This is a genomic window from Pseudovibrio sp. Ad46 (assembly GCF_001623065.1).
In the GTDB taxonomy this organism is placed as follows: domain Bacteria; phylum Pseudomonadota; class Alphaproteobacteria; order Rhizobiales; family Stappiaceae; genus Pseudovibrio.
Map to the genome: position 1 here is coordinate 391,177 of NZ_LMCG01000005.1, position 26,035 is coordinate 417,211.

General features: G+C 51.5%; 24 protein-coding genes, 1 tRNA gene and 1 pseudogene. 10 read left to right on the forward strand and 16 right to left on the reverse strand.

What is annotated here, in order from left to right; genetic code table 11:
• The first annotated feature begins 57 nt into the window (after positions 1-57).
• Together PsAD46_RS03400 and PsAD46_RS03405 are read left to right on the forward strand one after the other, a co-directional pair.
• Positions 58-645, forward strand: coding sequence for an OsmC family protein (locus PsAD46_RS03400; RefSeq protein WP_063286536.1), 588 nt, complete (start codon positions 58-60; stop codon positions 643-645).
• A 108-nt stretch (positions 646-753) separates the two neighbouring features.
• On the forward strand, positions 754-1,479 hold the full coding sequence (locus tag PsAD46_RS03405) for a hypothetical protein (RefSeq protein WP_063306120.1): 726 nt from the start codon (positions 754-756) through the stop codon (positions 1,477-1,479).
• A 50-nt stretch (positions 1,480-1,529) separates the two neighbouring features.
• On the opposite strand, the gene PsAD46_RS03410 is transcribed toward PsAD46_RS03405, so the two are convergent.
• The 11 genes from PsAD46_RS03410 to rplU form a co-directional block, all read right to left on the reverse strand.
• The gene (locus PsAD46_RS03410; protein WP_208981646.1) at positions 1,530-2,081 is read right to left on the reverse strand and encodes a GNAT family N-acetyltransferase; all 552 of its coding nucleotides are present in this window, start codon (positions 2,079-2,081) and stop codon (positions 1,530-1,532) included.
• A gap of 6 nt (positions 2,082-2,087) precedes the next feature.
• Positions 2,088-2,666: a GNAT family N-acetyltransferase gene (locus PsAD46_RS03415; protein ID WP_063294199.1), complete on the reverse strand. Its 579-nt coding sequence runs from the start codon at positions 2,664-2,666 to the stop codon at positions 2,088-2,090.
• Positions 2,666-3,250, reverse strand: coding sequence for a GNAT family N-acetyltransferase (locus PsAD46_RS03420; protein WP_063306121.1), 585 nt, complete (start codon positions 3,248-3,250; stop codon positions 2,666-2,668). Before PsAD46_RS03420 ends, PsAD46_RS03415 begins: the two co-directional genes overlap by 1 nt.
• A 5-nt stretch (positions 3,251-3,255) precedes the next feature.
• Positions 3,256-3,804: a GNAT family protein gene (locus tag PsAD46_RS03425; RefSeq protein ID WP_063306122.1), complete on the reverse strand. Its 549-nt coding sequence runs from the start codon at positions 3,802-3,804 to the stop codon at positions 3,256-3,258.
• Between the two features lies 1 nt (position 3,805).
• The gene (locus tag PsAD46_RS03430; protein ID WP_063286541.1) at positions 3,806-4,366 is read right to left on the reverse strand and encodes a GNAT family N-acetyltransferase; all 561 of its coding nucleotides are present in this window, start codon (positions 4,364-4,366) and stop codon (positions 3,806-3,808) included.
• Entirely contained in the window at positions 4,363-4,929 is a 567-nt protein-coding gene (locus tag PsAD46_RS03435; RefSeq protein WP_084404316.1) for a GNAT family N-acetyltransferase, read from the reverse strand. Before PsAD46_RS03435 ends, PsAD46_RS03430 begins: the two co-directional genes overlap by 4 nt.
• The gene (locus tag PsAD46_RS03440) at positions 4,926-5,492 is read right to left on the reverse strand and encodes a GNAT family N-acetyltransferase (protein WP_063306124.1); all 567 of its coding nucleotides are present in this window, start codon (positions 5,490-5,492) and stop codon (positions 4,926-4,928) included. Before PsAD46_RS03440 ends, PsAD46_RS03435 begins: the two co-directional genes overlap by 4 nt.
• On the reverse strand, positions 5,489-6,079 hold the full coding sequence (locus PsAD46_RS03445) for a GNAT family N-acetyltransferase (protein ID WP_084404317.1): 591 nt from the start codon (positions 6,077-6,079) through the stop codon (positions 5,489-5,491). Before PsAD46_RS03445 ends, PsAD46_RS03440 begins: the two co-directional genes overlap by 4 nt.
• Before the next feature lie 234 nt (positions 6,080-6,313).
• The gene (locus tag PsAD46_RS03450) at positions 6,314-6,919 is read right to left on the reverse strand and encodes a GNAT family N-acetyltransferase (protein ID WP_057461575.1); all 606 of its coding nucleotides are present in this window, start codon (positions 6,917-6,919) and stop codon (positions 6,314-6,316) included.
• Positions 6,920-7,075: 156 nt separating this feature from the next.
• Positions 7,076-7,345: a 50S ribosomal protein L27 gene (rpmA, locus tag PsAD46_RS03455; RefSeq protein ID WP_057461576.1), complete on the reverse strand. Its 270-nt coding sequence runs from the start codon at positions 7,343-7,345 to the stop codon at positions 7,076-7,078.
• A gap of 46 nt (positions 7,346-7,391) precedes the next feature.
• Positions 7,392-7,967 (reverse strand): 50S ribosomal protein L21, encoded by a 576-nt coding sequence (gene rplU, locus PsAD46_RS03460; RefSeq protein ID WP_057461735.1) that lies wholly within the window; start codon positions 7,965-7,967, stop codon positions 7,392-7,394.
• Between the two features lie 584 nt (positions 7,968-8,551).
• Between rplU and PsAD46_RS03465 the strand changes: the two genes are divergently transcribed.
• A complete protein-coding gene (locus PsAD46_RS03465; RefSeq protein ID WP_208981647.1) occupies positions 8,552-10,546 on the forward strand; it encodes a HAMP domain-containing methyl-accepting chemotaxis protein in 1,995 nt (664 codons plus the stop codon).
• Between the two features lie 167 nt (positions 10,547-10,713).
• Positions 10,714-10,803, forward strand: a tRNA-Ser gene (locus tag PsAD46_RS03470).
• A gap of 8 nt (positions 10,804-10,811) precedes the next feature.
• On the opposite strand, the gene PsAD46_RS03475 is transcribed toward PsAD46_RS03470, so the two are convergent.
• Positions 10,812-11,417: a class I SAM-dependent methyltransferase gene (locus tag PsAD46_RS03475; RefSeq protein WP_208981648.1), complete on the reverse strand. Its 606-nt coding sequence runs from the start codon at positions 11,415-11,417 to the stop codon at positions 10,812-10,814.
• Positions 11,418-11,605: 188 nt separating this feature from the next.
• Between PsAD46_RS03475 and PsAD46_RS03480 the strand changes: the two genes are divergently transcribed.
• Positions 11,606-12,802 (forward strand): Gfo/Idh/MocA family oxidoreductase, encoded by a 1,197-nt coding sequence (locus tag PsAD46_RS03480; RefSeq protein WP_063306125.1) that lies wholly within the window; start codon positions 11,606-11,608, stop codon positions 12,800-12,802.
• A 43-nt stretch (positions 12,803-12,845) separates the two neighbouring features.
• Here PsAD46_RS03480 and PsAD46_RS03485 read toward each other — a convergent pair whose 3' ends face one another.
• The 4 genes from PsAD46_RS03485 to PsAD46_RS03500 all read right to left on the reverse strand — a co-directional run bounded on the left by PsAD46_RS03485 (position 12,846) and on the right by PsAD46_RS03500 (position 16,972).
• Positions 12,846-14,291, reverse strand: coding sequence for a nucleobase:cation symporter-2 family protein (locus PsAD46_RS03485; RefSeq protein ID WP_063306126.1), 1,446 nt, complete (start codon positions 14,289-14,291; stop codon positions 12,846-12,848).
• A 30-nt stretch (positions 14,292-14,321) separates the two neighbouring features.
• Positions 14,322-14,825: an ureidoglycolate lyase gene (locus tag PsAD46_RS03490; protein ID WP_063306127.1), complete on the reverse strand. Its 504-nt coding sequence runs from the start codon at positions 14,823-14,825 to the stop codon at positions 14,322-14,324.
• A gap of 6 nt (positions 14,826-14,831) precedes the next feature.
• Positions 14,832-15,665 carry a bifunctional allantoicase/(S)-ureidoglycine aminohydrolase gene (locus tag PsAD46_RS03495; RefSeq protein ID WP_193757837.1) on the reverse strand — a complete coding sequence of 278 codons (834 nt, stop codon included), beginning with the start codon at positions 15,663-15,665 and terminating at the stop codon, positions 14,832-14,834.
• 365 nt (positions 15,666-16,030) lie between these two features.
• On the reverse strand, positions 16,031-16,972 hold the full coding sequence (locus tag PsAD46_RS03500) for a LysR family transcriptional regulator (protein WP_063306128.1): 942 nt from the start codon (positions 16,970-16,972) through the stop codon (positions 16,031-16,033).
• A gap of 235 nt (positions 16,973-17,207) precedes the next feature.
• Here PsAD46_RS03500 and PsAD46_RS03505 point away from each other — a divergent pair, with 235 nt between their 5' ends.
• The 5 genes and pseudogenes from PsAD46_RS03505 to narJ all read left to right on the forward strand — a co-directional run bounded on the left by PsAD46_RS03505 (position 17,208) and on the right by narJ (position 26,034).
• Positions 17,208-18,554 carry a nitrate/nitrite transporter gene (locus PsAD46_RS03505; RefSeq protein WP_063304329.1) on the forward strand — a complete coding sequence of 449 codons (1,347 nt, stop codon included), beginning with the start codon at positions 17,208-17,210 and terminating at the stop codon, positions 18,552-18,554.
• A 95-nt stretch (positions 18,555-18,649) separates the two neighbouring features.
• A pseudogene (locus PsAD46_RS03510) lies at positions 18,650-20,002 on the forward strand (NarK family nitrate/nitrite MFS transporter); the annotation flags it as partial.
• Between the two features lie 25 nt (positions 20,003-20,027).
• On the forward strand, positions 20,028-23,777 hold the full coding sequence (locus tag PsAD46_RS03515; RefSeq protein WP_063306129.1) for a nitrate reductase subunit alpha: 3,750 nt from the start codon (positions 20,028-20,030) through the stop codon (positions 23,775-23,777).
• Positions 23,774-25,315 carry a nitrate reductase subunit beta gene (gene narH / locus PsAD46_RS03520; RefSeq protein ID WP_057461585.1) on the forward strand — a complete coding sequence of 514 codons (1,542 nt, stop codon included), beginning with the start codon at positions 23,774-23,776 and terminating at the stop codon, positions 25,313-25,315. Before PsAD46_RS03515 ends, narH begins: the two co-directional genes overlap by 4 nt.
• The gene (narJ, locus tag PsAD46_RS03525) at positions 25,312-26,034 is read left to right on the forward strand and encodes a nitrate reductase molybdenum cofactor assembly chaperone (protein WP_063304332.1); all 723 of its coding nucleotides are present in this window, start codon (positions 25,312-25,314) and stop codon (positions 26,032-26,034) included. Before narH ends, narJ begins: the two co-directional genes overlap by 4 nt.
• Position 26,035: the final 1 nt, after the last annotated feature.

Genomic DNA, 26,035 nt, shown 5'->3' on the forward strand with positions numbered 1-26,035 from the left:
AAGTGATTTTTATCTGCTAAGTGTACGGTACTGTATCGTACACTTACGGAGGTAGAGATGCTTGATAATAACACTGTGACACATCCCATCGTGACCCGGGCAGCGGCCATGCCAACGCCCCAGCACATCAGCTTAAACAAAATCAAAAAGTCGAAAGACGGCATGGAGCTTGAGGTCGATTTCCTCGCAGAGCTCACAGGCGACGGCTTGGTCAAGACCGGCGTGGTCCAGCCCAACGTCCCTGGCTTTGGCGCGTTTGAAGTTCTCTGCGACGAAGGCTCATCCATTGGCGGCACGGATACAGCTCCCGCACCATTGTCTTACTTGGCAGCTGGTATCGGCTTCTGCCTGCTCACGCATGTGCATGGGTTGGCTCAGTCCCGGAAGCTGAACATCTCCTCCATCAAGCTGGAGCAGAAAATGAAGTTCCAGTCCAGAATCCCGGGAATGACCGCTGAAGAAGGCTCGGACATGCTTGGTGTTTCAAAAGGCGTTGAGACAGTCATCATCATTGAATCGCAAGAAGACCCATCTCTGATTGCCTCTTTGGTGGAGGCGAGTGAGAAAGCCTGCATGGCGCTTCAAACCGTCGTAAATGCAGTCCCGGCATCGACCACCATCATCAACAACGGCCAGAAACTCTGAGCCAGAATTGATGTGTAGGGCAGCCTCTCAAGTGAAATCGTTTGAGATGTTGCCCTCCTCTCCATTTCACCTTCTCAACAATGTCTCCGAGAAGGCGGAGGAAATACAATGACATCCTCTTCCCAACACAACTACTTCCCCACCACCTTTCGCAACCAGCTCATGGCAACAATCGTCTGGGCTCAGGTCTTTGTTCTCTATTGCATTGGCCTGTTGGTTTTCACCGAACAGGACACAAGTCAGATTTTCTGGGCAGATCCGTTCATCAAGATCGTGCCGATTTACGTCTCTACCTGGCTCATCATTTTCACCTCGCTGCTTTTGGGCTGGTTTTGCTTTAACAAACTCGGCTGGGCAGGCTTGATAAAGCACACGCCCGGTTTGCAGGTCGTGAGCGGTGTAAGCACAGCAATCATCATCACATGCATTATCTGGGCGTTTTTCGGGAGTGAACTGCCTGACTTTGTCCCGGCAGAAGAAAGCTCACGTCCAGGCTATCTCTTTGGCATGGTGGCTGGTTACGGCGAAGAGCTCGTCTTCCGCATGTTATTGAGTGCGCTGGTCTTCTTCGGAATGTTCAAACTGCTGGCAGGCGTTGAGTACAGGTATCGTGTGTTCTGGTCTGCTGGCACTGCAATCCTCATCGCAGCACTTGCTTTTGTCTTCCTTCATGAGCTTGGAGAACTGGATAGCATCTTATTGTGGAACTTGATCGCCACACGCATTCTCGTTCCCGGCATCATAATGGGGAGCCTGTTTTTTCTGGCCGGTCCGGGTTTTCTCATCTTCATGCACAGCACCATGCACATCATGATACCGCTGCTATTCGACTAATCCCAAAACTTGTCGCGCGCACCCATCGGCACGCGACAAGCAATTCATCTTCAAACCGTCACCGCCCGCATGGCTTCCCATAAATGCCGGGTGAGCTCCACGTTGATGAGAGTGACTTCTTCTTCTCCGCGAGCGCGACTTTTTTCTGGCTCCGAGCCGATTGTCTGAAAACCGTTCTTCGCCAGCACATTCAGGGACCCGTCATTTTCTTCAAAGGCGCCGGAAGTCACTTTGCTCACACCCAGTTCCTCAAAGCAGTAATTAACCACCGCCTCAGTTGCCTCGCTCATATAGCCTTTGCCCCAGAACGGTTGACCCAGCCAATAACCAATGCGCGGGAAGCCATCTTCTGGGATGCGTATTCCAATGACGCCTGAGAACCCGTGTTCGGAGTCAATAACCCAATTCGTCTCTTCGCTTAGCGGTGTCTCCTTGATGTGGTTCAACCACCATTCCCCATCCGCTTTTGTGTAAGGATGGGGCACCACAGTCAGCATCTTGCTGACTTCGAAGTTGCTGATGTATTCGCAGATCGATTTCAGATCATCCTGCTGAAACTGGCGGAGTGTCAGGCGGTTTGTTTTGAGTTCAGGAAACATCATCATTACTCACGATTTTTTGTCTGAATTAGTCAGTCGAAGAAAGTCATTGCGGGTCACTTGCAGCTGGATCTCATCGAGCTCCACATTGCCCCGCGCGCGGCAGGCGTGCTTGGCCTCACCAGTAATCTTGAAACCCATCTTGGTCAGCACCCGCAGGGAGGCCGGGTTCTCCTTGAACACTCCGGTCCGCACCACATGCAGCGCCCGCGCTTCAAACAGATAATCAAGAACAACACGCAAAGCCTCACTCATCAGCCCTTTGCCCCAATGCTCGCGCCCAAGCCAGTAGCCAACGCTCGCAGCTCCACGCAATTCCTTCGCTTTAAAACCACCACAAAACTGCCCATCAAGCTCAATTGCCCAGGTCACATTCTCAGCTGTGTTGTTGGCAAGCGCCTGCTCAATATAATCCCGCCCATCCGCTTCCAAAAACGGATGCGGTTGACTGCTCAGCGACTTGGAGACTTCAAAATCCCCTAGGTATGCACAAAGCCTCTCCAAATCCTCAGGCCGCATCTCGCGCAAGACTAGGCGCTCGCTGCGTAGAACGGGGAAGGTTGTGTAAGTGCTGTTTCGTTGTTTCATCACAGCAACTCTTTATCTTTAAAAGGCGAATGTTCGTCACTTTCCGTCCGGAACTGGTCAATGGAAACTTTCAAAAACTCCTCTTCCAGCTCCTCACCGCCCCTCGCATTGCTGGTATTGGTGCGTAGCCCTTTGGTAACGAAACCAACTTTCTGCAACACACGCAAAGAAGCTGGATTGCAACGAAACGCGCCAGTTTGCAGTGTTTCGAGGCCTCGTTTTTGGAACAGATAAGTCAGGGCTAAATGCAGCGCCTCACTCATCAGCCCTTTGCCCCAATGAGGTTTGCCAAGCCAATATCCGATGCCAGCATGAGTGGTCAGGTAGTTTGCTTTGAAGTAACCGCAGAACTGCCCTTCATGCTCAATTGCCCAATGGATCTCCTCTGTCAGATCGCCGCCCATTGTTTGTGCCAAGTACTGCTGCCCGTCCTCAAGGGAGAATGGATGCGGTGGGCTACAGAGCATCTTCGCTACGTCATAATCACTTAGATACTCAGTAAGCCTCTCCAAATCAGCTTCCCGCATCTCCCGCAAAACAAGTCGCTCGCTGCGTAGAACAGGAAAGGTGCTTTGGGTTGTCATGGCGCTCAACCTTCCGCTTCTGCGAGGTCCACAAAATCGGCTTTGGGCAATGCAAGCCGGAGATGTGGAACCATGATATCACCGCGTCCTTTAGAGGGGATAGTTTCTTCGCCTACTTTGCTGAAGCCCATCTTATCCAACAAGTGAGAGGAGGCGGGATTGTCGGCAAACACACCGGCCCCAAAGTTCGTAATAAAGCGCTGCTCAAATCCGAAACGCAGAACTGTACGCAGAGCTTCGCTCATGTAGCCACGCCCCCAATAAGGCTCACCCATCCAATAACCGGTCCAGCCAGTACCATCCTCAAACTTTGCCCAGATGCAACCGACAAGGCCAGTCCCATCGTCAATGGCCCATAACACAACACTGTCAGGATCATTGGTTTTGCCGCGATGTATGTAGAACCTGCCAGTCTCTTCTGTAAACGGATGCGGCATGCCAGAGAGCATGCTCGCAATCGCGTAAGAGTTCGCCAGCTGGACAAGGCGATCCAGATCACCGTCTTCAATCATGCGCAATCGAAGACGGTCTGTTTTCAGCTCTGGAAAAGCCATCCTATCTTATCCCCGCCACGGCAAGCTGTGGTTGCTCAGCAGACTGTGCCAGCTTGAGTTCGAAATTTTGGGTCTCAATTTCGTCGGACTCTCTGGAAGCGCAGGAATGCGTGCAGACAGAGGTTGGAACGAAGCCGTTCTTCATAAGAACGCGAAATGACGCAGGATTCTCCAAAAAAACGCACGCATCAACGTTTTCAACGCTACGCTCATTTTGTAGATAGTTTACAACGGCTTGCACGGCTTCACTCATATAACCCCGCCGCCAGTAGTATTTTCCAAGCGCATAGCCCAAAGAAGCAGATTTGCCGATCCGGTGTGCACCAATGGATCCGATGAAGCCGGTACCATTATCAATCGCCCAAACCACATCCGAATTCAGATCATTAGAATGACTACGAGTGATAAACTCATGCGCCCACTCATTAGTGATCGGATGCGGAAAGCTGGCAGTCATCCGCGCCACATCAAAATCAGAAAACAGGAACCGCAGCCGAGGATAATCATCTGGCTGAAGTGCTCTTAAAATCAAACGGTTGGTTTGTAATTCCGGAAAAATCATTGCGCTGCCTCCTGCGCTCTGGACTGCTGTGCACTGATGAAATCAAGCGGGGATATGAGGAACTCTTCTGTCGGATAATTGCCCGCGAGGCGGGCACGGCTTCGTCCCTCATTCTGTCCGGTATGAACAAATCCAAGTTTTCGGATCAGTGCCTGAGATCCCGCATTGTCGCTAAAGGCATCGGCAAAGATGGAAGGCAGCTCACGTTCCAGCAGCAGGTAACGAAGAACCTCACTAACTGCCTCATACATAATGCCTTTTTTCCAATGTTCTTCTGCAAGCCAAAAGGCGAGTTCAGGTTTTCTGGAAAGGTGGCCAGCACCAACGCCACCAACCACTTCCCCCTGCAGCTCAACGGCCCAGTTCACTCCATGACCAAGGTCTCTGGGCATAAACCTTTGCAGAAAGACCTCAGCATCCGCTTTCGTATAAGGATACGGAGCACTCGCCAGCATTCGCGTAACATTCTGATTTTGCAGCAATTTGAGAATGCGAGGCGCATCCATCTCTCTCCACTCCCGAAGTGTCAGACTGGCTGTTCTCAAACGAGGAAAAGTGGTCATTGTGCTGCCTCCTGCACTCTGAGCTGTTGTGCTGCAATGAAATCAAGCGGGGATATGGCGAACTCTTCTGTAGGATAATTTCCGGCCAGACGCGCCGCGCTGCTGCCCGTCCCTTGCCCAGTATGAACGAAGCCAAGCTTACGCATAAGCGCTTGAGATCCCTTGTTATCGCTGAAAGCATCGGCGACGATTTTGGGGAGCTCGCGTTCAAGAAGAAGATAGCGTAAGGCTTCACTAGTAGCCTCAAACATAATGCCTTTTTGCCAATGTTCTTCAGCAAGCCACCAACCCATGTCTGGTGTTTTATCAAGCGGTCCGGCTCCAATACCACCAACCACTTCTCCTTTAAGCTCGACTGCCCAATTCAAAACTTCATTCAAATTGTGAGGCATAGCCTTATGCAAAAAGGCCTCGGCATCTGCCTTTGTAAAGGGATGTGGCTTGGAGGTTAGCATGCGTGTAATATTCTGATTTTGAAAGAGTTTTAGCGCGCGAGGTGCATCCGTTTCTCTCCACTCCCGAAGTGTCAGACTGGCTGTTCTTAAGCGAGGAAAAGTGGTCATAGTGCTGCTCCCATCATCACATGCGCATCACCATGCAACGCCTCAAACCGATCCCGCGGCAGATGCATGATGATATTCTCAACGTCTTGTTGCAAAGGTTTAGAGTACCGAAGGCAAACACCAGCAGGCTCAAAGCCTAGCTTTTTCAATACCTTCTGTGAAGGATAGTTCGTCGCAAACACACGAGCGGCGAAGGTGTCACATGCAGCGCGCGCAAAGCCCCAATGCAGCGCAGCAACACATGCTTCAGTGATATACCCTTGGCCATGTGCGGCTTCGGAAAGCCAATAGCCAATGGTTGGTAGCTCCGGGAACTCTTTGAGATCACCGGATTTTTGGACTTCAACGCCGCCTATAAGCTGTCCGTTACAGTCGATGGCAAACGGAAATGAGTCCGTTTTAGCATTTGCAAGGCACGCCTGTTCTATAAAGGCTTCGGCTTCCATCATGATTGGAGGCCACGTTAACCCGGTGAGCCAGCGTGCTATTTCATAGTTAGAAGGTCCGATCTCCCAAAAGCGAGGGAGATCGTCAGATTGGAACGGGCGCAGCTGCAGCCTTTGGGTATCTATAGTTGTGGTGAGCATTGTAAAAGGCCTTGTAAATCAAACTCATATTTTTCTAATCGTTCGTTGGAGTAGGTAAGTGAGGGTAAAACGCAGCATGGCCTCGATGACCCGGATTGCAGACAGAGCGACTGCATCAGGATCAGGTTAAAGCCTGCTGGTTTTGTGTGGTTGAGGGTAAGCCGTTACAGCCAAACAACAATCACGCTGCCGGAAGCAGGTTGCTGTCACTGCAACCCGCTGATCTGGCATCACTTAACCAGCAGAGCCCCATCGCGTATTCGCGATCCATTGGCTGCGGGTTAGTGTAAAGCGTGTGGCATCCACCACGGCCATAGCGCCGAGAGAATGCAGCTTTGTCGTTCCGTCCTGCTTAAAGCCGCACTTGGTCAGCACGCGGTGCGAGGCAGGATTGCTCACGCGACAAGAAGCGGAGAGCTCCTTAACGCCGTTAGCAAACGCGAATTCGATAACAGACTGAACAGCTTCTGTCGCATATCCCTGGTTCCAGAATGGCTCGCCCACCCAATAACCCAGGTGCACAGCACCAAAGTCTTCGGCAAGCGGGTTGAAACCGATAGCGCCAATAATACGGCCAGTGTTCTTCATGCGGATCGCGAACGTCGCCTGAGATGGCAACTGCACATCACACCGTTTCACGAGCGCTTTAGCGTCTTCATACGTGAAGGGATGCGGCATGTTCGTCAGTTTCTCAGCGATCCGACGGTTGTTGGCTAAAAACAGGATGTCAGCCAAATCATCCTTGCGCGCTCGGTCGATGACAAGACGCGCGGTGTCCTGCGGCGACCCGGCCGCAACGCAACTGCTTTCCTCTGGGATTTCTTCGTATTCAACTACCATGGTTTTAACTCCGGTCTACTGCCCATCCCACTGGACAAAGAAAAAGGGAAGATGGCGTCCCATCTCCCCTTTTTCTGATCTTTCGATCTGAACCGGATTTTTCCAAATCCGTCGGGGTCTGATGAGACGCCGACGATTTGGATTATCACGTCAGCGTTACTCGGCGGCGAGTGCCACCGGCATCACATTAATAAATGTTCGGCCATTGCGTTTCTCTTCGAATGCAACTTTGCCTTCGACGGTCGCAAAGATGGTGTGATCTTTACCAATGCCAACACCTGCGCCTGGGTGCCACTTAGTGCCACGCTGACGTGCAATGATGTTGCCAGGAATCACGGCTTCGCCACCGAACTTCTTGATACCAAGGCGACGACCAGCTGAGTCGCGACCGTTGCGGGATGAACCGCCAGCTTTTTTATGAGCCATAACGAAGTACTCCTCGTTTAATCTCTAGGACAGAAACTTGCGCGAATTACTTCGCTGCGAGTTCCTTAGCCTGTGCAACCCAGTTATCACGTTCGAAGCGGCCTTTAGTGCCAGTTTCTTCTTCAACGCGGGCGATGTCTTCAGCAGAAAGAGCTGCGATCTGTGCGTAGGTAGAGATACCTGCAGCATTCAGCTTTTTCTCAATTGCTGGGCCAAGACCCTGCAATTTTTTCAGATCGTCGGAGCCTTCAGCAGCTGGTGCAGCGGCAGCTTTCTTAGGAGCAGCGGCTTTTTTAGCTGGCTTAGCGCCACTGGTCAGGATGTCGGTGATTTTCACAGTAGTGAAAGCCTGACGGTGACCATTACGACGACGGGAGTTCTGACGACGACGTTTTTTGAAGATGATGATCTTACGATCACGACCCTGCTCAACAACCTCAGCTACAACAGAAGCGCCTTCAACGGTTGGTGCACCAATGGTGGTTTCAGCATCTGAACCAACCATGAGAACTTCGTCAAAAGTTACTGTTTCACCAGCTTCGGCAGAAACTTTTTCGATCTTCAGAAGATCGTCAGCAGCAACAGTGTACTGTTTACCGCCTGTTTTGATGACTGCGAACATGCGCATGTCCTTCTTATCTAAGCGCACCCTTTGGCGTCGCAGCAAACTGCGAACTTTGTCGACCGTTTCCTTTATGCTCTAGGAACGTCCCGTTTCGGGGAGATCGACCGCAAACTCTGGAAAAAACCAGAAGGCGGTTTCGATGTCTTGCCTCGGACAGCGCGAAAACACGGGTTTCCCCGCAATTTATGAGCTGCTGGAATATACGCAGGCATTCTGGAATGTCAACGCAGAATCTCGCCAATTATATTAGAAATACGAGAGGTGAGATTTATGTCACGAATACTCAACTGTCAAAGAACGCTCCTTCATCGGAGTGATTCGCGCTATGGTTGCGCTGTCAGATTTATACCTACGATCTAATTGTTACGTCTAAATACCTATTACGCTGCGTTTTAAGGTTCATTCTATGATTGTTTTAAGGATCGATAAACCTTCGCCAGCCAACAATAGCGCAAAGAGATTTGTGCATGTTCCATACAAGTGCTTAGGGGAGAAATGAGCGTCGAATATGGAATGTATGTGACAATCTCGCGATCATTATCATCCAATGAATTAAACCGCATACGTGCGGGGGGCATAAAATGCGCATTCCAAAGTTCGCCTGGATATACTCCGTCGTAACTAGAGTTACAGCTCTTGGGTTGTTGCCGATACTTGTGCTGGGTGGGGCGTTGATTTCCCTCTCCCAAATGAACAGCCAGAATGCTGAGTTTCAAAAAAATACGCAGACCTACAACCAGCTGATGCAAAACGCTCAGGCGATTAGTGCAGCAGTAGATCGTATGCGCGCAATTGGTGGGGAGTTTTTACTTCATCCAAAAGCAGAGGCATCTGACATTGCAGCAGATGCTCGTGAGCGTGTTGTTGTATTGGTAGAAGAAACACGTGAACTGAATGTCTCAGGCATTGAAGACGAACTCTACGATAACCTGGAAGGCTATGCCTACGGGTTTTCGGAGACGTTTGGCGCAGTGGTTGAAGCGACGCTCGAGCGTGGAACCAGCTCAGATGGAGGTCTCATTTCAGTCCTTCAGGGGGCAAGTTCCACAATGCAGCTCGAAATTAATAAGGCACGCCGGAAACTGAACGTCAGCAAAGACACTCATCGTGTCGCTGGTTTGCTAAAAGATCTTCAAGCCATGGAATGGACCATTGGCGTTGACGGGTATGAAATTGAAAAGAGCACCTTCAAAAGCCGCATAGAGCAGTTTGGCATGGTCATTCAAACTGCAAAAATGCCAGAAGAAACATCTCAGGTAGTGAGCGAGCTCTGGGCAACCTACACAGAGACGCTGGAGCAGATTGAAACTCTGAATGCTGACATTCAGGAGGAAATGGTCTTCGCTCTGGAACAACTGGACGAAATGATCCCGGCTGCGCAACAGCTCAACGATTTTGGTGCGGCAGGTGAAGCCGAAGCAACTGCGCTCCATAATGAGGCATCAGCGGCGAGCATGCAGCGCTTCTTGTTGCAAGCTGGCGCAATGGGCATTATCGGCCTGATGATTGCGGGCTACATTGCATGGCGTATCTCTCGCCCGCTGGCGAACCTGCATACGGCCATGGGCGTTCTGGCAAAAGGGGATGTCTCAATCAATATCGAAGGCACCAAAGGCCGGGATGAGTTCGCGAAAATGGCGAAGATCCTGGAAGTCTTCCGTGCCAACGCCATTGAGCGGAATCAGCTGAACGATGAGCGCGATGAAGACAACAAACGTCGTCAGGAACGTGAGCAAAAAGTTGCTCTCCTGGTGAGAGAGTTTGAAAAAGCAGCAACGGCCGCAGGTGATGGCTTTAACTCCGCAATCCAGTCTTTGCATGAAGCCTCCTTCGCTTTGAATGTCACTGTCGAAAGTGTCTCTGATAAAGCTGGCAAAGCAGGTGATGCGGTCAGCCACGCATCAACATCAGTGGCAACAGTGGCATCTGCCAGTGAGGAAATGTCTCTTTCCATTAAGGAAGTTGCGTCTGAAGCGGTGAACTCCAAAGATGTTGCCGATGAAGTCGGTGGTCTTGTCATCAACACGTCCAAGACAATTCAGGAGCTGGCTGAAACTGCATCCCGTATTGGAAAAGTTGTTAGCCTGATCAAGGATATCGCAGACCAGACCAACCTTCTTGCTCTCAACGCCACCATCGAGGCGGCGCGTGCTGGCGAGATGGGCAAAGGCTTTGCAGTTGTGGCTTCTGAAGTGAAGCATCTGGCAAACCAGACCACCACGGCAACGGAAGAAATCTCGCAGCAGATCCATGCGATCCAGCAGGTGTCTACTGATGCCGTTGGCTCCATCGAAAAAGTGACGAGCATGATGGAGAAGCTATCCACCAGCTCTTCAGCAGTGGCAGCAGCTGTAGAACAGCAGTCTGTAACTGTTGGCGAAATCGCGCGTTCTGTGACCGATGCTTCTGATCAGTCTCGTATTGGTGAGTCCGAAATGGGGGAAGTTGCCAGCACTATTGAAAACTCCACCAAAACGGCAGAAGACATCAACAATCAGGCCGACAGCATCTCTGAAGAGGCTGATCAGTTTAACCGCTCGATCAAAGCCTTCCTTGAAAACGTTCAAGCCGCATAACTCTCCAGAAATGGACAGTCATTTCAACGCAGTGGGTTCGCTCACTGCGTTTTTTATTGGCTGGTGACGCGTGAGCTGTGAGTTATCTGCGGCATAGCGGTCGCTGGGCTTGCCGAAGGGAAAGCTTCTTTATATGGTCCCGCAATCCTCACCACGAGGATCAATTAGGAGAGTTGCCGGAGTGGTCGAACGGGGCGGTCTCGAAAACCGTTGAGCACGCAAGTGTTCCGAGGGTTCGAATCCCTCACTCTCCGCCATTTGTTCTTTAGCCTACTTTTTCAATGATCATCGTAAGCCACTTCTCGTGAGGGCTGTAGGGCTTGTTGCTTAGCGTAATGCGGGCATCTTGAAGCTGTAGGTTCGGGACCTGCTGTAGGATGTTGCTGAAGTGAGCTTCGGTCATCATGGAAAAGCGACGCCCGTCATCGCGGTTTACTTCTCCTTCTCCCAATTTGAAAGAAGCAAACAAGGTGCCGCCATTCTTGAGGGCATTGCAGAGATTGGTGAGTGCGAGAGGTAGTTCAGAATAAGGAACGTGAAGCAAAGAGGCGTAAGCCCAGATAGCATCGTAAACCTGCTCGCTGATAAATTCCTGAAATGTGTTTTGCTGGACAGCTATACCGATCAGTTTACTAGCCGATTTCACCATTTCAGCAGATGCATCGAAGGCGTCAACTTCAAAGCCAAGCTGCTTGAAAGCATAGGCATCACGCCCGGACCCGCATCCCGCATCGAGAACTCGCCCACCTGGCGGCACTCTCTTGAGGAACCGTTGGTAGTGCTCCTCCATGTCCAGATGTAGTGTGCGCTCGATAAAGCTCTCTGCATTCTTCTCGTAATAGGCTCGGGTGGTCTCTGATGAATTCGGCATAAGACCTTCAACTCTCCCTTAAGTCAGCAACAAATCAGTCTGGATTTTGAAACAGTTTCTCTGAAATGACCAACACTTTTGCAAAAGAGCATTTGCAATTACCGATCTCAGACTTAATGATCCTACAGGTTCAGGTGGTGCTGTTGCGCTAACCGATATCTGCACCTGAGAAATATGGAGAATGCATAATGACCGTCGAAGCTGCTGAGCCACAACAAGTGTTGGATATTCCGAAAAAATTGGGACGTAGGCTGCGTCTGGGAATGATCGGCGGCGGTCAGGGTGCATTCATCGGCGCAGTTCACCGCATCGCATCGCGTTTGGACGATCGCTATGAGCTTGTTGCTGGTGCCCTTTCTTCTGATCCAACGCGGGCAAAAGCGTCAGCTGAAGAACTCTATATCTCATCTGATCGTGCCTATACCTCCTTCGAAGAAATGGCAGAAAAAGAACCGCTTCGGGATGATCCGGTCGATGTAGTTGCCATTGTGACGCCTAACCATATGCACTATCCGGCAGCTCGCGCGATGCTCGAGGCCGGTATCCATGTCATCTGCGATAAGCCGATGACAACGACGAGTGAAGAAAGCGAAAAGCTTGTTCAACTGGTTGAGGAAACTGGCAAGCTGTTCCTGTTGACGCATAATTACACCGGCTACCCAATGGTTCGGCAGGCGAAAGCTATGATTGAGGCAGGTGAACTCGGGAAAGTTCGTCTGATTCAAGTGGAGTATCCGCAAGATTGGCTGACTGAGCCGATTGAGCAATCAGGCCAAAAGCAAGCCAGCTGGCGTACTGATCCAAAACGATCCGGAGCAGGCGGCTGTATCGGAGATATCGGCACGCACGCCTACAATCTTGCCTCCTTCGTATCCGGCATGAAAGCAACGGAAGTTTTGGCGGAGCTGACAAGTTTCGTAGAGGGCAGAGCGCTGGATGATGATGTGCAGATGCTGTTGCGCTATGAAAATGGTGCCAAAGGAATGCTGTGGGCGTCTCAGGTTGCTCCGGGTAACGAAAATGGGCTGAGACTGCGCGTTTATGGAGACAAAGGCGGTATTGAGTGGGTGCAAGCTGACCCGAACCATCTGGTTTACTCACCCTATGGGAAGTCAAGCTACCGCATTACACGTGGCGGCCCCGATGCAAGAGAAGCCGCAAATGCAGTCTCTCGCATTCCAGGTGGTCATCCGGAAGGGTATCTGGAAGCCTTCGCAACAATCTATAACGAGTTTGCTGATGTTTTGGCTGCGCGCATTTTAGGCCAGTCAGAACCCGAGTGGAGCAAACTGCTTCCGACTGTATCTGATGGGTTGGATGGGCTGAACTTCATTGAAACAGCCGTGAAAAGCTCTCAGAACGGCGGTGCATGGCAGAAACTATAAGAGAAGCTCCCCTCGCCATAGCAAAACGGCGAGGGGAGTTTCTTTAGGCTTGGGAGCCTGCTGGTTTTAGTGGTGCATCCTCTTGTGAGGCCATGCCGCCTGAAACTTCTTCCGTTGCTTCGGCAGTAAGCTCTTCTGGCAATACAAGATTGAGTACAATCGCGATCAGAGCTGCAGGAAGCAAGCCACTCGTCATCAAAATGCGCAGTGTGTCAGGCAGATACTGAACAGCTTTTGGATCCAGCTGCAAGCCAAGGCCGATTGATAACGCAATCGCGAAGATCACCATGTTCCGGCGGTTCCAGTTGACGTCGGAGAGCATGGAGACACCAGCGGCAACCACCATTCCAAACATAACGATCACACCTCCGCCGAGCACCTCGATGGGAATTGTGCGAATGATCGCTCCAACCTTGGGTATCAGTCCGCACACGATGAGGAACAAGGCACCAATGGTCACCACATGGCGGCTCATCACGCCTGTCATGGCAATCAACCCCACATTCTGGCTGAAGGATGTGTTCGGCAAACCACCAAAAACACCGGCTATGGCGGTGCCAAAACCATCAGCGTAGGTTGCCCCTTGGATCTCCTTGTCAGTCGCCTCACGACCTGCACCGCCTTTGGTAATGCCAGAGACATCTCCAACAGTTTCAACTGCACTCACAAACGCCATGAGACAAAAGCCAACAACAGCAGCAAGGCTGAAATCAAAGCCATAGGCAAACGGCATTGGCAGGGCAAAAGATGCAGAGCGACCAACGCTTGCAGCAATCCCATCCACAGTCACCATGCCAACCATCATCGCGTAAAGGTATCCTGCAAGTATGCCAATCACCACGGCAGATACAGCTAGGATCCCGCGGGCATAGAACTTCAAGCCAAGCGTGACGAGAATTACAATGAGCGCAGCAGACCAGTTGAGCATACTTCCATACTCAGGCTTGTTAATGGCAGGCACACCACCCGCAGCATACTGAATGCCCACTTTCACCAGCGCCAGACCGATCATGGTTACGACAAGACCAGTCACCAGCGGTGGTAAGGCAAAGCGAATGCGGCCAATGAACATCCCTAGAATGGCATGGAACAAACCACCAATGAGCACGCCTCCAAACAGAGCAGGCAAAGCTTCAACACCTTTACCTGCAACGAGTGGAATCATGATGGGTATGAAAGCAAAGCTGGTACCCTGCACAATCGGCAAGCGGGCTCCGACTGCTCCCATTCCAATTGTTTGAAAAAGCGTAGCTATTCCGGCAAACAGCATGGACATCTGGATCATGTATGTCATGTCCGGGAAGCCCTGCGCCCCTGCATCAGAGCCAAACCCAAATCCGGCAGCTCCGGCAATAATGATCGCCGGAGTAACGTTTGAGACAAACATGGCAAGCACATGCTGAATGCCAAGTGGAACCGCCTTATGTAAGGCAGGTGTGTAGTTCGGATCACGCAGTTGTTCTGGTGTCCCGATGGAATTGCTGGTCATTTAGTCCCCTCCTACTAATGACGCACAGTGTTATTCCGTTATTAAGTAGGCCTCCTTCAGCCAGTGTTCTTCTAGGTTGTTTCCGTCCCCAATCCGGTCGACAACAGCGAACAGTCCTGACCCGTTGATGGGAGTCAGAACGCCGTGCCATGTGTTCCGTTTGATATTGATGGACTGGGTTGAACTCGCCATAAACGCACGAGGTGATGAAGGCCGTCCACCTTCATCTTCGGCGACTATGACAAGATATTCTGACTGGTTCATCGGAATGAAGCATTGCGAGCCCAATGGATGGCGCTCCAACATCGTCAGCGTGTGCGGCAGGTTGCGAAGCTCTGCCTGAAACAGGCTGACACCAGCGCGGCCACCAATAAACTCAACACCAGCCAGATCAGAAAAACGCTCACATCGGCCTTCGTTGATTAGGATAGGTGATGTCCCGCCGGTCTCAATCAGTTTACCAAACGGCATAAATACCGCAGAGGTGAGCTTCTCAATCCGTATGGTGCGCTCTGTTGTGACCTGATTACCCATATCTGATCACCTTTGAAACGAGCAGAGCTGGGCATGTCGATTGACGTCTTTGTAAAGCAAGTACCGGAAACGGCCTGGACCGCCAGCGTAGCAAGCTTGCGGACAAAAAGCGCGCAGCCACATAAAGTCACCGGCTTCCACTTCAACCCAATCGTTATTCAGCCGATAGACTGCTTTCCCTTCCAAAACATACAAGCCATGTTCCATCACGTGGGTCTCAGCAAACGGAATGCAGCCACCGGGCTCAAAGTTCACGATGTTGACGTGCATGTCGTGGCGCATATCACCGGGGTCTACAAAGCGCGTCGTCGACCAGGCTCCATTGGTATCTGGCATGGGAGCAACAACAGCATTCTTTTCATGGGTAAACAGCGCGTCGGGTCTCGCAATGCCTTCGACAGCCTCATAGCGCTTTCGAACCCAATGGAAAGTGGCAGCTAGAGAGCTATCGTTGCGCACTTCATATTGGGCTCCAGCAGGCAGATAGGCGTAGCCACCTTCGGTAAGCGTGAAAGCCTCATTGCTCATTGTGATCGTAATCTCACCTTGAACAACGAACATCACGCCCTGCGCTTCAGGGTCTGGTTCAGGTTTAAGGGAGCCACCATCTGGCTGAACTTCCATGATGTACTGCGAAAACGTCTCAGCAAACCCAGAGAGTGGTCGGGCAATAATCCAGGCACGCGTCTTTTCCCAGAAAGGCAGATTTGAGGTCACGATGTCCCTCATCACGCCTTTGGGAATAACGGCATACGCATTAGTAAACACTGCCCGGTCTGTCATGACTTGTGTTTGCGGAGGCAAGCCTCCCGAAGGTGCGTAGAAAGAAGAAGGTGATATGCCCTCAGAAGAGGCATCAAAGGTGCGGGGTGGCAGTGTTTGGGTACTCATATGTAAGTTTACTTCCTTGTACGACACTCACGCTATGGCAGTCCGCGTAAGTGCAGCAACCCGAATTAAGTTGAATTCCTTGCCGGGGAGGTGCACTCGTCGAATTAGGGATCGACGAGGCACTGTTCGAAGCACTGGGCAAATGTGCTGGTATCAACCGTGTCCATTAAGCTCGTCAGCTGGCAGGGCCACCAAACTCCTCCCATCTATCAGTTTAGCCTAATAAATGAGTTGGATTATCAAAATTATTTTGAAAGTATTTCGCGGATAGCCGGAAAAAGAAATAGATACATAAACGACTTTTCAATCAAGAATTACTTATTCAGAAGATGAGTAGAGTACTGAGAACTCTTGTCTTTTAGATACGTCTTCAATCGCTCACTGATGAAATTAAGAAAGAGCCGGATTTTAGGATCTTGATAGCGCTTGTGCGGAAATAGACATGCCAAATGCACATCAGCAGGAGGGGTAGCAGTGCAGACGGCGATAAGGTCTCCGCTGAGCAAATGATCGACAACATCAAACAAGGGGGCATTGATGAGGCCGTGATGGCCGAGTGCCCAGTTCACCAACACATCGCCGTCATCAGAGGTGAACGGGCCGCCAACTGTGAAGCTCTGTAAGCCCTCAGGAGTTTGAAGCGTCCATCGGCTTTCAGAGGAACCGGGAAACTGGAGCAGTAGGCAATCATGCTTTCCGTTTTGGAGATCTGCCCCTTGCAGTGGCTCACCACGCTGATCAAGATAGGTAGGGGAGGCGCACAGTACCCGAGGACAGTCCAACAGGTTTTTCAGCCGCATTTCAGAGTTTGGTAACTGTCCCAGAATGAATGCCAGATCCAAACCTTCTCCAGTAATGTTAAGAGGACGGTCCGAGAGCCTGAGGCGAACATGAATTTCAGGATAAGCATCGTGGAATTCAGGAATAAGCGGTGCGATCAAACGCCGCCCTATGCCGAGTGGAGCAGAAACAAAGATTGAGCCGCGTGGAGTGTGTGTCACCTCCTGAACAGCCGCTTCAGCCTCTTCCATTGCTTCCAGCATTTTACGGGCGCCAGGATAAAAAATGCTACCTTGCTCAGTGGGTTGGATGGTGCGGGTGGTGCGGTTAAACAAGCGAATGCCCAGGTGCTTCTCAAGCTCTCCAATACGGGAGGACGCAACTGCAGGAGAAACATGCATGTCCCTTGCCGCAGCAGACATGCTGCCAAGCTCAAACACGCGCACAAACATCCTGACATTGTTGATGTAAGACATTGCTTTAACTTTGAAATCCCCGCTTCTAAACGAAACATACCAGCATCAGTGTAGACTGGATAGGTGTTTTTCATTGTGCCGTGAGTTGGAAATAAAACATAGTTTTACTCCAAGTTGTATTTCAATTTTACTCGTTTAATCCTGTTCTTTCTATGAGTTGCTCTACTTTTGGGTGCTAAAGCTCCTGAGATTCTATGTGGATTGTTTTACCTGCTAGAATTCAGGAACAAATACTATGCATTCACTTGAGGGTGTTACTCGCTCCGATCAATATAGGGCATTGGGTCTCAGTACCTTTGCTTTTACTATCTGTTTTGCAGTTTGGACCATTTTTTCCATCATTGGCGTGCGCATTAAAGGCGAACTGGGGTTGTCCGATACTCAGTTCGGCTTATTGGTTGCCACACCAGTGCTCACCGGTTCTGTGAGCCGCATTTTCCTTGGAGTATGGACAGAGCAGTTCGGTGGACGGATTATGTTCCCACTGCAGATGCTCATTACAGCAGTCTGTGTCTGGTTGCTCACCTCAGTACAAACCTATGAAGTGTTTCTGTTAGCCGCCTTGGGCCTTGGATTGGCCGGCGGCTCTTTTATTATCGGGGTAGCCTATGTCTCCCAGTGGTTTGAAAAAGAGAAACAAGGCACCGCACTTGGCATTTTTGGTGCCGGGAATGTCGGTGCAGCAGTTACCAACTTCGTAGCACCATTTTTGGTCGTAGCAGTTGGCTGGGAAGGCACAGCCCGCGTTTATGCAATTGTTTTGGCAGTCACAGCCGTCCTGTTTTATCTGTTCAGTAAAGATGATCCGTCTCAGCAGGAGCGCAAGAAAGAAGGCAAGCGGGCGGTTTCGGCAGCAGAGCAGCTTGCACCTTTAAAGAACCTGCAGGTCTGGCGTTTTGCAACCTATTATTTCTTCGTGTTTGGTGCCTTTGTCGCGCTCGCGTCATTCCTCCCGCGGTACTACACCGGGGCTTACGGATTGGAGCTGACGACGGCTGGCATTTTCGCTGGTCTCTATTCATTACCTGGGTCAGTATTTCGAGCGCTTGGCGGATGGATGTCAGATAAGTGGGGTGCACGTTTTGTCATGTACCTCACATTTATCGTCTCCCTCTTTTGCCTCTTCCTGCTGAGCTATCCAGAAACCTCATATGTTGTCAGCGGTATTGACGGTCCCATTGAGTTTAACTTCGGTCTCGGTGTTGGTGCCTTCGTCTCTGTGACCGTCGTTCTTGGTTTTGTCATGAGCCTTGGTAAAGCAGCGGTCTACAAGCACATACCGGTTTACTACCCCTACCATGTTGGTGCTGTCGGAGGCCTCGTAGGCATGATCGGCGGCCTTGGTGGCTTCTTCTTGCCAATCGCCTTTGGAGTTCTGCTCGACTGGACTGGCGTTTGGACGGCACCCTTCATGCTTCTCTTCATCATTGTTGCGGTCTCAACTGTGTGGATGCACGTCGCCATCCGCAGGATGGAGCGCAAGCGTTATCCCGAATTGCAAGACGAAACAGATCTGTCTGATCTTCCGGACGAGCCGGTTGAAGGTCCGGACGGACCTGCAGGCGTAGAAAAGTATCCGTAACCAGCGAAACCCTTTCTGGACATTCGGTCTGGGGAGGGCATGTAGCCAAAAGGAATGAATGTATGTCTGATAACAACACTCAACAAGGGCACACACTAATTGAATGGCGGCCGGATGATCCGGAGTTCTGGGAAACCAAAGGGAAGGTGATTGCCTCTCGAAACCTTTGGATCTCTATTCCGGCACTTTTGCTTGCCTTCTCAGTGTGGCTCGTTTGGAGTGTTGTTGTCGCAAGGCTACCCGCCATCGGTTTTGATTATACGACAGACCAGCTCTTCCTGCTGGCTGCTCTGCCAGGCCTTTCTGGCGCGACACTCAGGATCTTTTATTCCTTTATGGTCCCTATCTTTGGTGGTCGCCTTTGGACAACGCTAACCACAGCATCGCTGCTTCTTCCGGCTCTGGGTATCGGGTACGCAGTTCAGGACCCCACCACGCCTTATAGCATCTTCCTTCTGTTAGCCCTGCTTTGCGGTTTCGGGGGTGGTAACTTCGCCTCTTCAATGGCAAATATCGCGTTCTTCTATCCAAAGAAGGAAAAAGGAAACGCGCTTGCGCTCAATGCAGGCCTCGGAAACCTTGGCGTTTCCGTCATGCAGTTTGTGGTGCCGCTTGTCATCACAGCTGGTGTCTTCGGTGCGATCGGTGGCGCTCCTCAAATCCTTGAGGATGGATCCCAACTCTGGATCCAGAATGCTGGCTTTATCTGGGTTCCATTCCTCATCATCGCGACGCTGGCTGCATGGTTTGGCATGAATGATATCGCCGATGCCAAAGCGAGCTTTAAAGAGCAATCCATCATCTTCTCAAGAGCGCACAACTGGATCATGTGCATTCTCTACACGGGAACCTTCGGCAGCTTTATCGGCTATTCCGCAGGCTTCCCGCTGCTCATGAAGACACAGTTCCCAGAGGTGAACGCACTCACCTTCGCATTCCTTGGCCCTCTCGTTGGTGCGCTCTCCCGAGCCGGTACAGGTTGGGTCTCTGATAAGTACGGCGGTGGCCGTGTAACCTTCTGGACCTTCCTGTTCATGGCGGTTGCTGTTGGTGGCGTGCTGTTCTTCCTGTCCATCAAAACAGAGCCGGGAGCTTTCTGGGGCTTCTTTGCCTGCTTCATGGCACTGTTTTTCCTGACAGGCGTAGGCAACGCCTCCACCTTCCAGATGATCCCAACCATCATGCGCCAACAGGTCGGCCTCTTGATGCCAGAGCTGGATGCAACAGCTCACCTGCGCCAGTCAGAACGTGAAAGTGCAGCCATCATCGCCTTTACCTCTGCAATTGCAGCCTACGGTGCCTTCTTCATCCCCAAAGCCTACGGAACATCCATCGCCTACACAGGTGGTCCGGATGCCGCGCTTTGGGCCTTTGGCATCTTCTACGTGATCTGTCTGGTGATTACGTGGTTCTTCTACACCCGCAAGGGTGCCTCCGTTCCGTGCTAAGCAAATAACGTGAAGGGCATTTCAGATGTCTCTACTACTCGATAAACTGAACTTCTTCGCAAAACAGGACACTGGTACCTTTGCAAACGGGCACGGTGTTACAACCAATGAGAACCGAAATTGGGAAGACAGCTATCGAAAGCGATGGCAATACGACAAAATCGTACGCTCGACCCATGGTGTGAATTGCACCGGTTCCTGTTCCTGGAAGATCTACGTCAAAGGCGGGATTGTCACCTGGGAAACCCAGCAGACGGATTATCCGCGTACCCGCCCGGACCTGCCAAACCATGAGCCACGGGGTTGTTCTCGTGGTGCCAGCTATAGTTGGTACATGTATTCCGCAAACCGGGTGAAGCATCCACTCATTCGCTCCCGCCTCCTCAAGTTATGGCGCAACGAGCGAACAGTGAAATCACCGGTCGCTGCGTGGGCAGCCATTCAGGATGATCCTGCAAAGCGCGCAGATTACCTGAAAGTGCGCGGACACGGCGGTTTTGTGCGAGCCACTTGGGAAGAGGTCAACGAAATCATCGCAGCAGCAAATGCTTACACCGCGAAGAAATGGGGACCTGACCGCGTCGTTGGCTTCTCTCCAATTCCGGCTATGTCCATGATTTCTTACGCAGCAGGTACCCGCTATCTGTCTTTGCTCGGTGGCACATGCATGTCGTTCTACGACTGGTACTGCGATTTGCCTCCTGCCTCACCACAAACATGGGGTGAGCAAACCGATGTGCCTGAATCCGCTGATTGGTACAATGCGGGCTTCCTGATGTTGTGGGGCTCTAACGTTCCACAAACGCGCACACCGGATGCGCACTTCTACACCGAGGTTCGCTACAAAGGCACCAAGTCAGTTGTGGTCTGCCCAGATTACTCGGAAGCGGCCAAGTTCTCAGATCTCTGGCTCCATCCAAAGCAAGGCACTGATGCAGCTCTGGCGATGGCCATGGGTCATGTCATCCTTCGTGAATATCATTTAGACAGGCAGGCAAAATACTTCGAGGACTACTGCCGTAAGTACTCCGACATGCCGCTGCTGGTTCGCCTCGTCAAAAAAGACGGCAAATACATCCCGGAACGCCTCCTGCGTGCTTCCGAATTTGCGGACAAGCTGGGGGAAGAAAACAATCCGGAATGGAAAACCGTTGCCCTGGACCGCAAATCGAAGAAGATAGTGGTTCCGCATGGCTCCATCGGCTTTCGCTGGGGGGAGAAAGGCAAATGGAATCTTGAAGAAAGAGACGGCGCTGGCAAAGACACGGACCTCGCCATGTCTTTCATTGACAAAGCTGATCATGATGAAGTCGCTGACGTGGCTTTCCCATACTTCGGCAATCGCGAGCATGACCACTTTGCGGGAACCAACCATGAAAGCGTGATGGTGCGCAAAGTCCCCGCAAAGAAAGTGAAGCTGGCGGAAGGTGAAGCGCTTGTAGCGTCCGTTTTCGACCTCTTCATTGCCAACTACGGTCTGGATCGCGGATTGGATGATCCAAACTCTGCCAAGTCCTATGATGAGGAACTGCCTTACACGCCTACATGGGCAGAGAAAATCACTGGCGTTCCCAAAGATCATATCATCACAACGGCCCGCGAGTTTGCGACAAACGCTGAGAAGACCAACGGACGTTCCATGGTCATCCTCGGTGCTGGTCTGAACCACTGGTACCACATGGATATGAACTACCGTGGCATCATCAATCTGCTGGTGATGTGCGGCTGCGTTGGTCAATCTGGTGGTGGCTGGAGCCACTATGTGGGGCAGGAAAAACTTCGCCCGCAAACCGGATGGACGGCACTCGCCTTTGCATTGGATTGGACACGCCCACCACGGCATATGAACTCAACATCCTTCTTCTATGCGCATACAGATCAATGGCGCTATGAAACGCTCAAGGTGGATGAGATCCTGTCACCAACGGCTCCGGATGGGGACTGGGATGCGTCGCTGATCGATTACAACATCCGTGCAGAGCGTATGGGGTGGTTGCCGTCAGCTCCACAACTTGAGACCAACTCGCTTCAGGTTGCTAAGGCGATAGAAGAGAGTGGCAAAGAAGCAAAAGACTATATTGCTCAGGAGCTAAAATCAGGCAGTCTCAAACTGTCCTGTGAAGACCCCGACAACGAGGCCAACTGGCCACGCAATCTGTTTGTCTGGCGCTCCAACCTGCTCGGTTCTTCTGGTAAAGGTCACGAATACTTCCTCCGTCATCTGCTCGGCACTGAGCATGGTGTGCTGGGCAAGGATCTGGGAGAGGAAGGCCGCCAGCGTGCGAAAGAAGCTGTCTGGCATGACAATGCACCGGAAGGCAAACTGGACCTGTTGGTCACGCTGGACTTCCGCATGTCAACGACAGCGGTCTATTCAGACATCGTGCTGCCAACGGCCACATGGTATGAGAAAAACGACCTCAATACCTCGGATATGCACCCCTTCATTCATCCACTTTCCAGTGCAGCTGATCCTGCATGGGAAGCCCGCAGTGACTGGGAGATCTTCAAGGGTATTGCCAAGTCCTTCTCTGAGGTCTCACAAGAAGTTCTCGGCAAGGAAAAGGACGTCGTCCTTGTCCCGATCCTGCACGACACAGCTGGTGAAATCGCCCAGCCATTCGACGTAGCGGATTGGAAGAAGGGGGATATTGATCCGCAACCCGGCAAGACTATGCCAAACGTTGTGGTTGTCGAGCGTGATTATCCAAACATTTACAAGCGCTTCACGGCTCTTGGCCCACTGATGAGCAAACTCGGCAACGGTGGCAAAGGCATCAGCTGGAACACCGAGCACGAGGTAGACCTCCTCAAAGGCCTCAATGGTGAAGTGCTTGAAGACGGGCCAACCAAAGGCTTGGCCAGGATCGAAACGGATATCGATGCAAGTGAAGTCGTCCTGTCTCTGGCCCCGGAAACCAATGGTGAAGTGGCTGTCAAAGCTTGGGCTGCTCTCTCAGAGTTCACTGGCAGAGACCACACTCATCTGGCACTGCCGAAAGAAGAAGAGAAAATCCGCTTCCGCGATATCGTCGCTCAGCCACGAAAGATCATCTCTTCACCAACGTGGTCTGGCATCGAGTCTGAGCATGTTTGCTACAACGCAGGCTACACCAACGTGCATGAGCTGATCCCGTGGCGAACGATCTCCGGTCGTCAGCAACTCTATCAGGATCACCTCTGGATGCGTGCATTTGGCGAAGGCTTCTGCGTGTACAGGCCGCCGATAGACACCAAAGGCGTCAAACCGGTGATCGACGATAAATCTCTCGGCAGAAAGCAATTGGTCCTCAACTTCATCACCCCGCACCAGAAGTGGGGCATCCACTCCACATACACCGACAACCTGTTGATGCTCACGCTCAACCGTGGTGGTCCGGTGGTCTGGATCTCAGAGGTTGATGCGCAAAAAGCTGACATTGAAGACAATGACTGGGTCGAAGTCTTCAACATCAACGGTGCGCTTGTGGCGCGTGCGGTGGTCTCTCAGCGCATGAAGGAAGGCACGATCTACATGTATCACGCTCAGGAAAAGATCGTGAATACACCGGGATCTGAGCTCACCGGACAACGCGGCGGTATCCATAACTCGGTGACCAGAACCGTCACCAAACCAACACACATGATTGGTGGGTACGCGCAGCAATCCTACGGCTTCAACTACTATGGAACGGTTGGCTCCAACCGCGATGAGTTCGTTGTGGTTCACAAACTGGAAAAAGTGAACTGGATGGAAGAACCACTGGATGACAGTGGTCAGGAGGCAGCAGAATGAAAGTCCGCGCACAAGTCGGAATGGTGCTGAATCTGGATAAATGCATTGGCTGCCACACCTGTTCAGTGACCTGTAAAAATGTTTGGACCAACCGAGAAGGCGTTGAATACGCCTGGTTCAACAACGTGGAAACCAAACCCGGTATTGGTTACCCCAAAGACTGGGAAAACCAAAAGAAATGGAACGGTGGCTGGGTTCGCAAACGCAATGGCAAGATCATTCCCAAGATGGGTGCCAAATGGCGCATTCTGGCGAAGATCTTCGCGAACCCTGACTTGCCAGAAATCGACGACTACTACGAGCCGTTTGATTATGACTACGAGCACCTGCAGGGTGCTCCTGAAAGTGCTCAGTTCCCAACAGCCCGCCCAAAATCAGCAATCACCGGCGAGCGGATCGAAAAAATTGAATGGGGACCAAACTGGGAAGAAATTCTCGGTGGTGAGTTCTCCAAGCGCTCAAAAGATTACAACTTTGAGGGTATTGAGAAGGAAATCTATGGCGAGTTCGAAAACACTTTCATGATGTACCTGCCACGTCTGTGTGAGCACTGCCTCAACCCAACATGTGTTGCTGCGTGTCCATCAGGTGCCATCTACAAGCGTGAAGATGACGGTATCGTCCTGATTGATCAGGAAAAATGCCGTGGTTGGCGTATGTGCGTTTCTGGCTGCCCTTACAAGAAGATCTACTTCAACTGGTCCTCCGGCAAATCAGAAAAATGCATCTTCTGTTATCCGCGCATTGAATCCGGACAACCAACAGTCTGTTCCGAAACCTGCGTAGGTCGCATCCGATATCTGGGTGTCATCCTGTACGATGCGGATAAGATCGAAGAAGCAGCTTCAACCAAGGATGAGAAAGACCTCTACGAAGAGCAACTGAAGGTCTTCCTTGATCCGCATGATCCAAAGGTAATCGAACAAGCCCGCAAAGATGGTGTTCCTGAGGATTGGCTCAAGGCTGCCAAGGCATCGCCGATCTATAAGATGGCAATCGACTGGAAAGTAGCCTTCCCACTTCACCCGGAATACCGCACACTTCCGATGGTTTGGTACATTCCACCTCTCTCCCCAATCCAATCGGCCGCAGAAGCTGGCAAGATCGGCTGGGATGGTGACCTGCCGGATGTCCGGAGCATGCGTATTCCGGTCCGTTACCTCTCCAACCTCCTCACAGCAGGCAAAGACGAGCCTGTCGTCACGGCGTTGGAGCGGATGCTCGCCATGCGCTCCTACATGCGCTCCAAGTCAGTTGATGGCGTAGTCAACGAAGCTATTGCTGAACGAGTGGGTCTGACTTCTGAGTTGATTGAAGACATGTACAAGATCATGGCGATAGCCAACTATGAGGATCGCTTCGTCATCCCAACCACACACCGTGAAGTGTCCGAGGATGCCTACGATGTCCGCGGCTCCTGCGGCTTCTCCTTCGGCAATGGTTGCTCTGGCGGCAGTGATGGAACTGACCTGTTCGGTGGTTCACGCAAGAAAACCGTCGAAACACCAACGGATATATTTAAGGAGATGCGCGGATGATCGTCTCTTTAAAAATCCTCTCGCTCTTGCTCAACTACCCGAGGCAAGAACTGCTGGATGACCTGCCAGCACTGAAAAAAGCGGTAAACTCAGATCGCTTGCTCTCTGCAAAAGGCCAGAAAATGATCTGCACTCTTTGCGATGATCTGGCTACTAAAGATCTCTATGAGGTGCAGGAAAGATACGTGTTCCTGTTTGATCGGACCCGCTCACATTCACTACACCTGTTTGAGCATGTGCATGGTGAGAGCAGAGACCGCGGTCAAGCTCTCGTCGATCTGCGTGAGATGTACCTGACAAACGGTTTCGCGGTAGAGACCACGGAACTACCAGACTACATCCCATTGTTCCTCGAGTACCTGGCGCATCAACCATTTACAGAAGCACAGGAACTGCTTGGCCAGACAGCTCATATCTTCGAGGCCCTTCGTTTGCGTCTCAAAAAGAAGGGCTCGATCTACGCCAATGCGTTTGGTGCTGTTGCTGAAATCAGCAAAGCGTCACCTTCCAAGGAGCTGCTTTCCAATATTCTTGCAGAGCCCGAAGATGATCCAAATGATCTCGAAGCCATGGATCGCATTTGGCAGGAAGAGGTCGTCAAGTTTGGTGGCAATGCAGGAGAGGGCAGTTGCGGCCCTGATCGCTTGAGAATGCAAATGAGAGCTGCGGACAGACGTCCGCCTGATGCCACGACCCAGAACATTCAAGGGGAGAACTAGA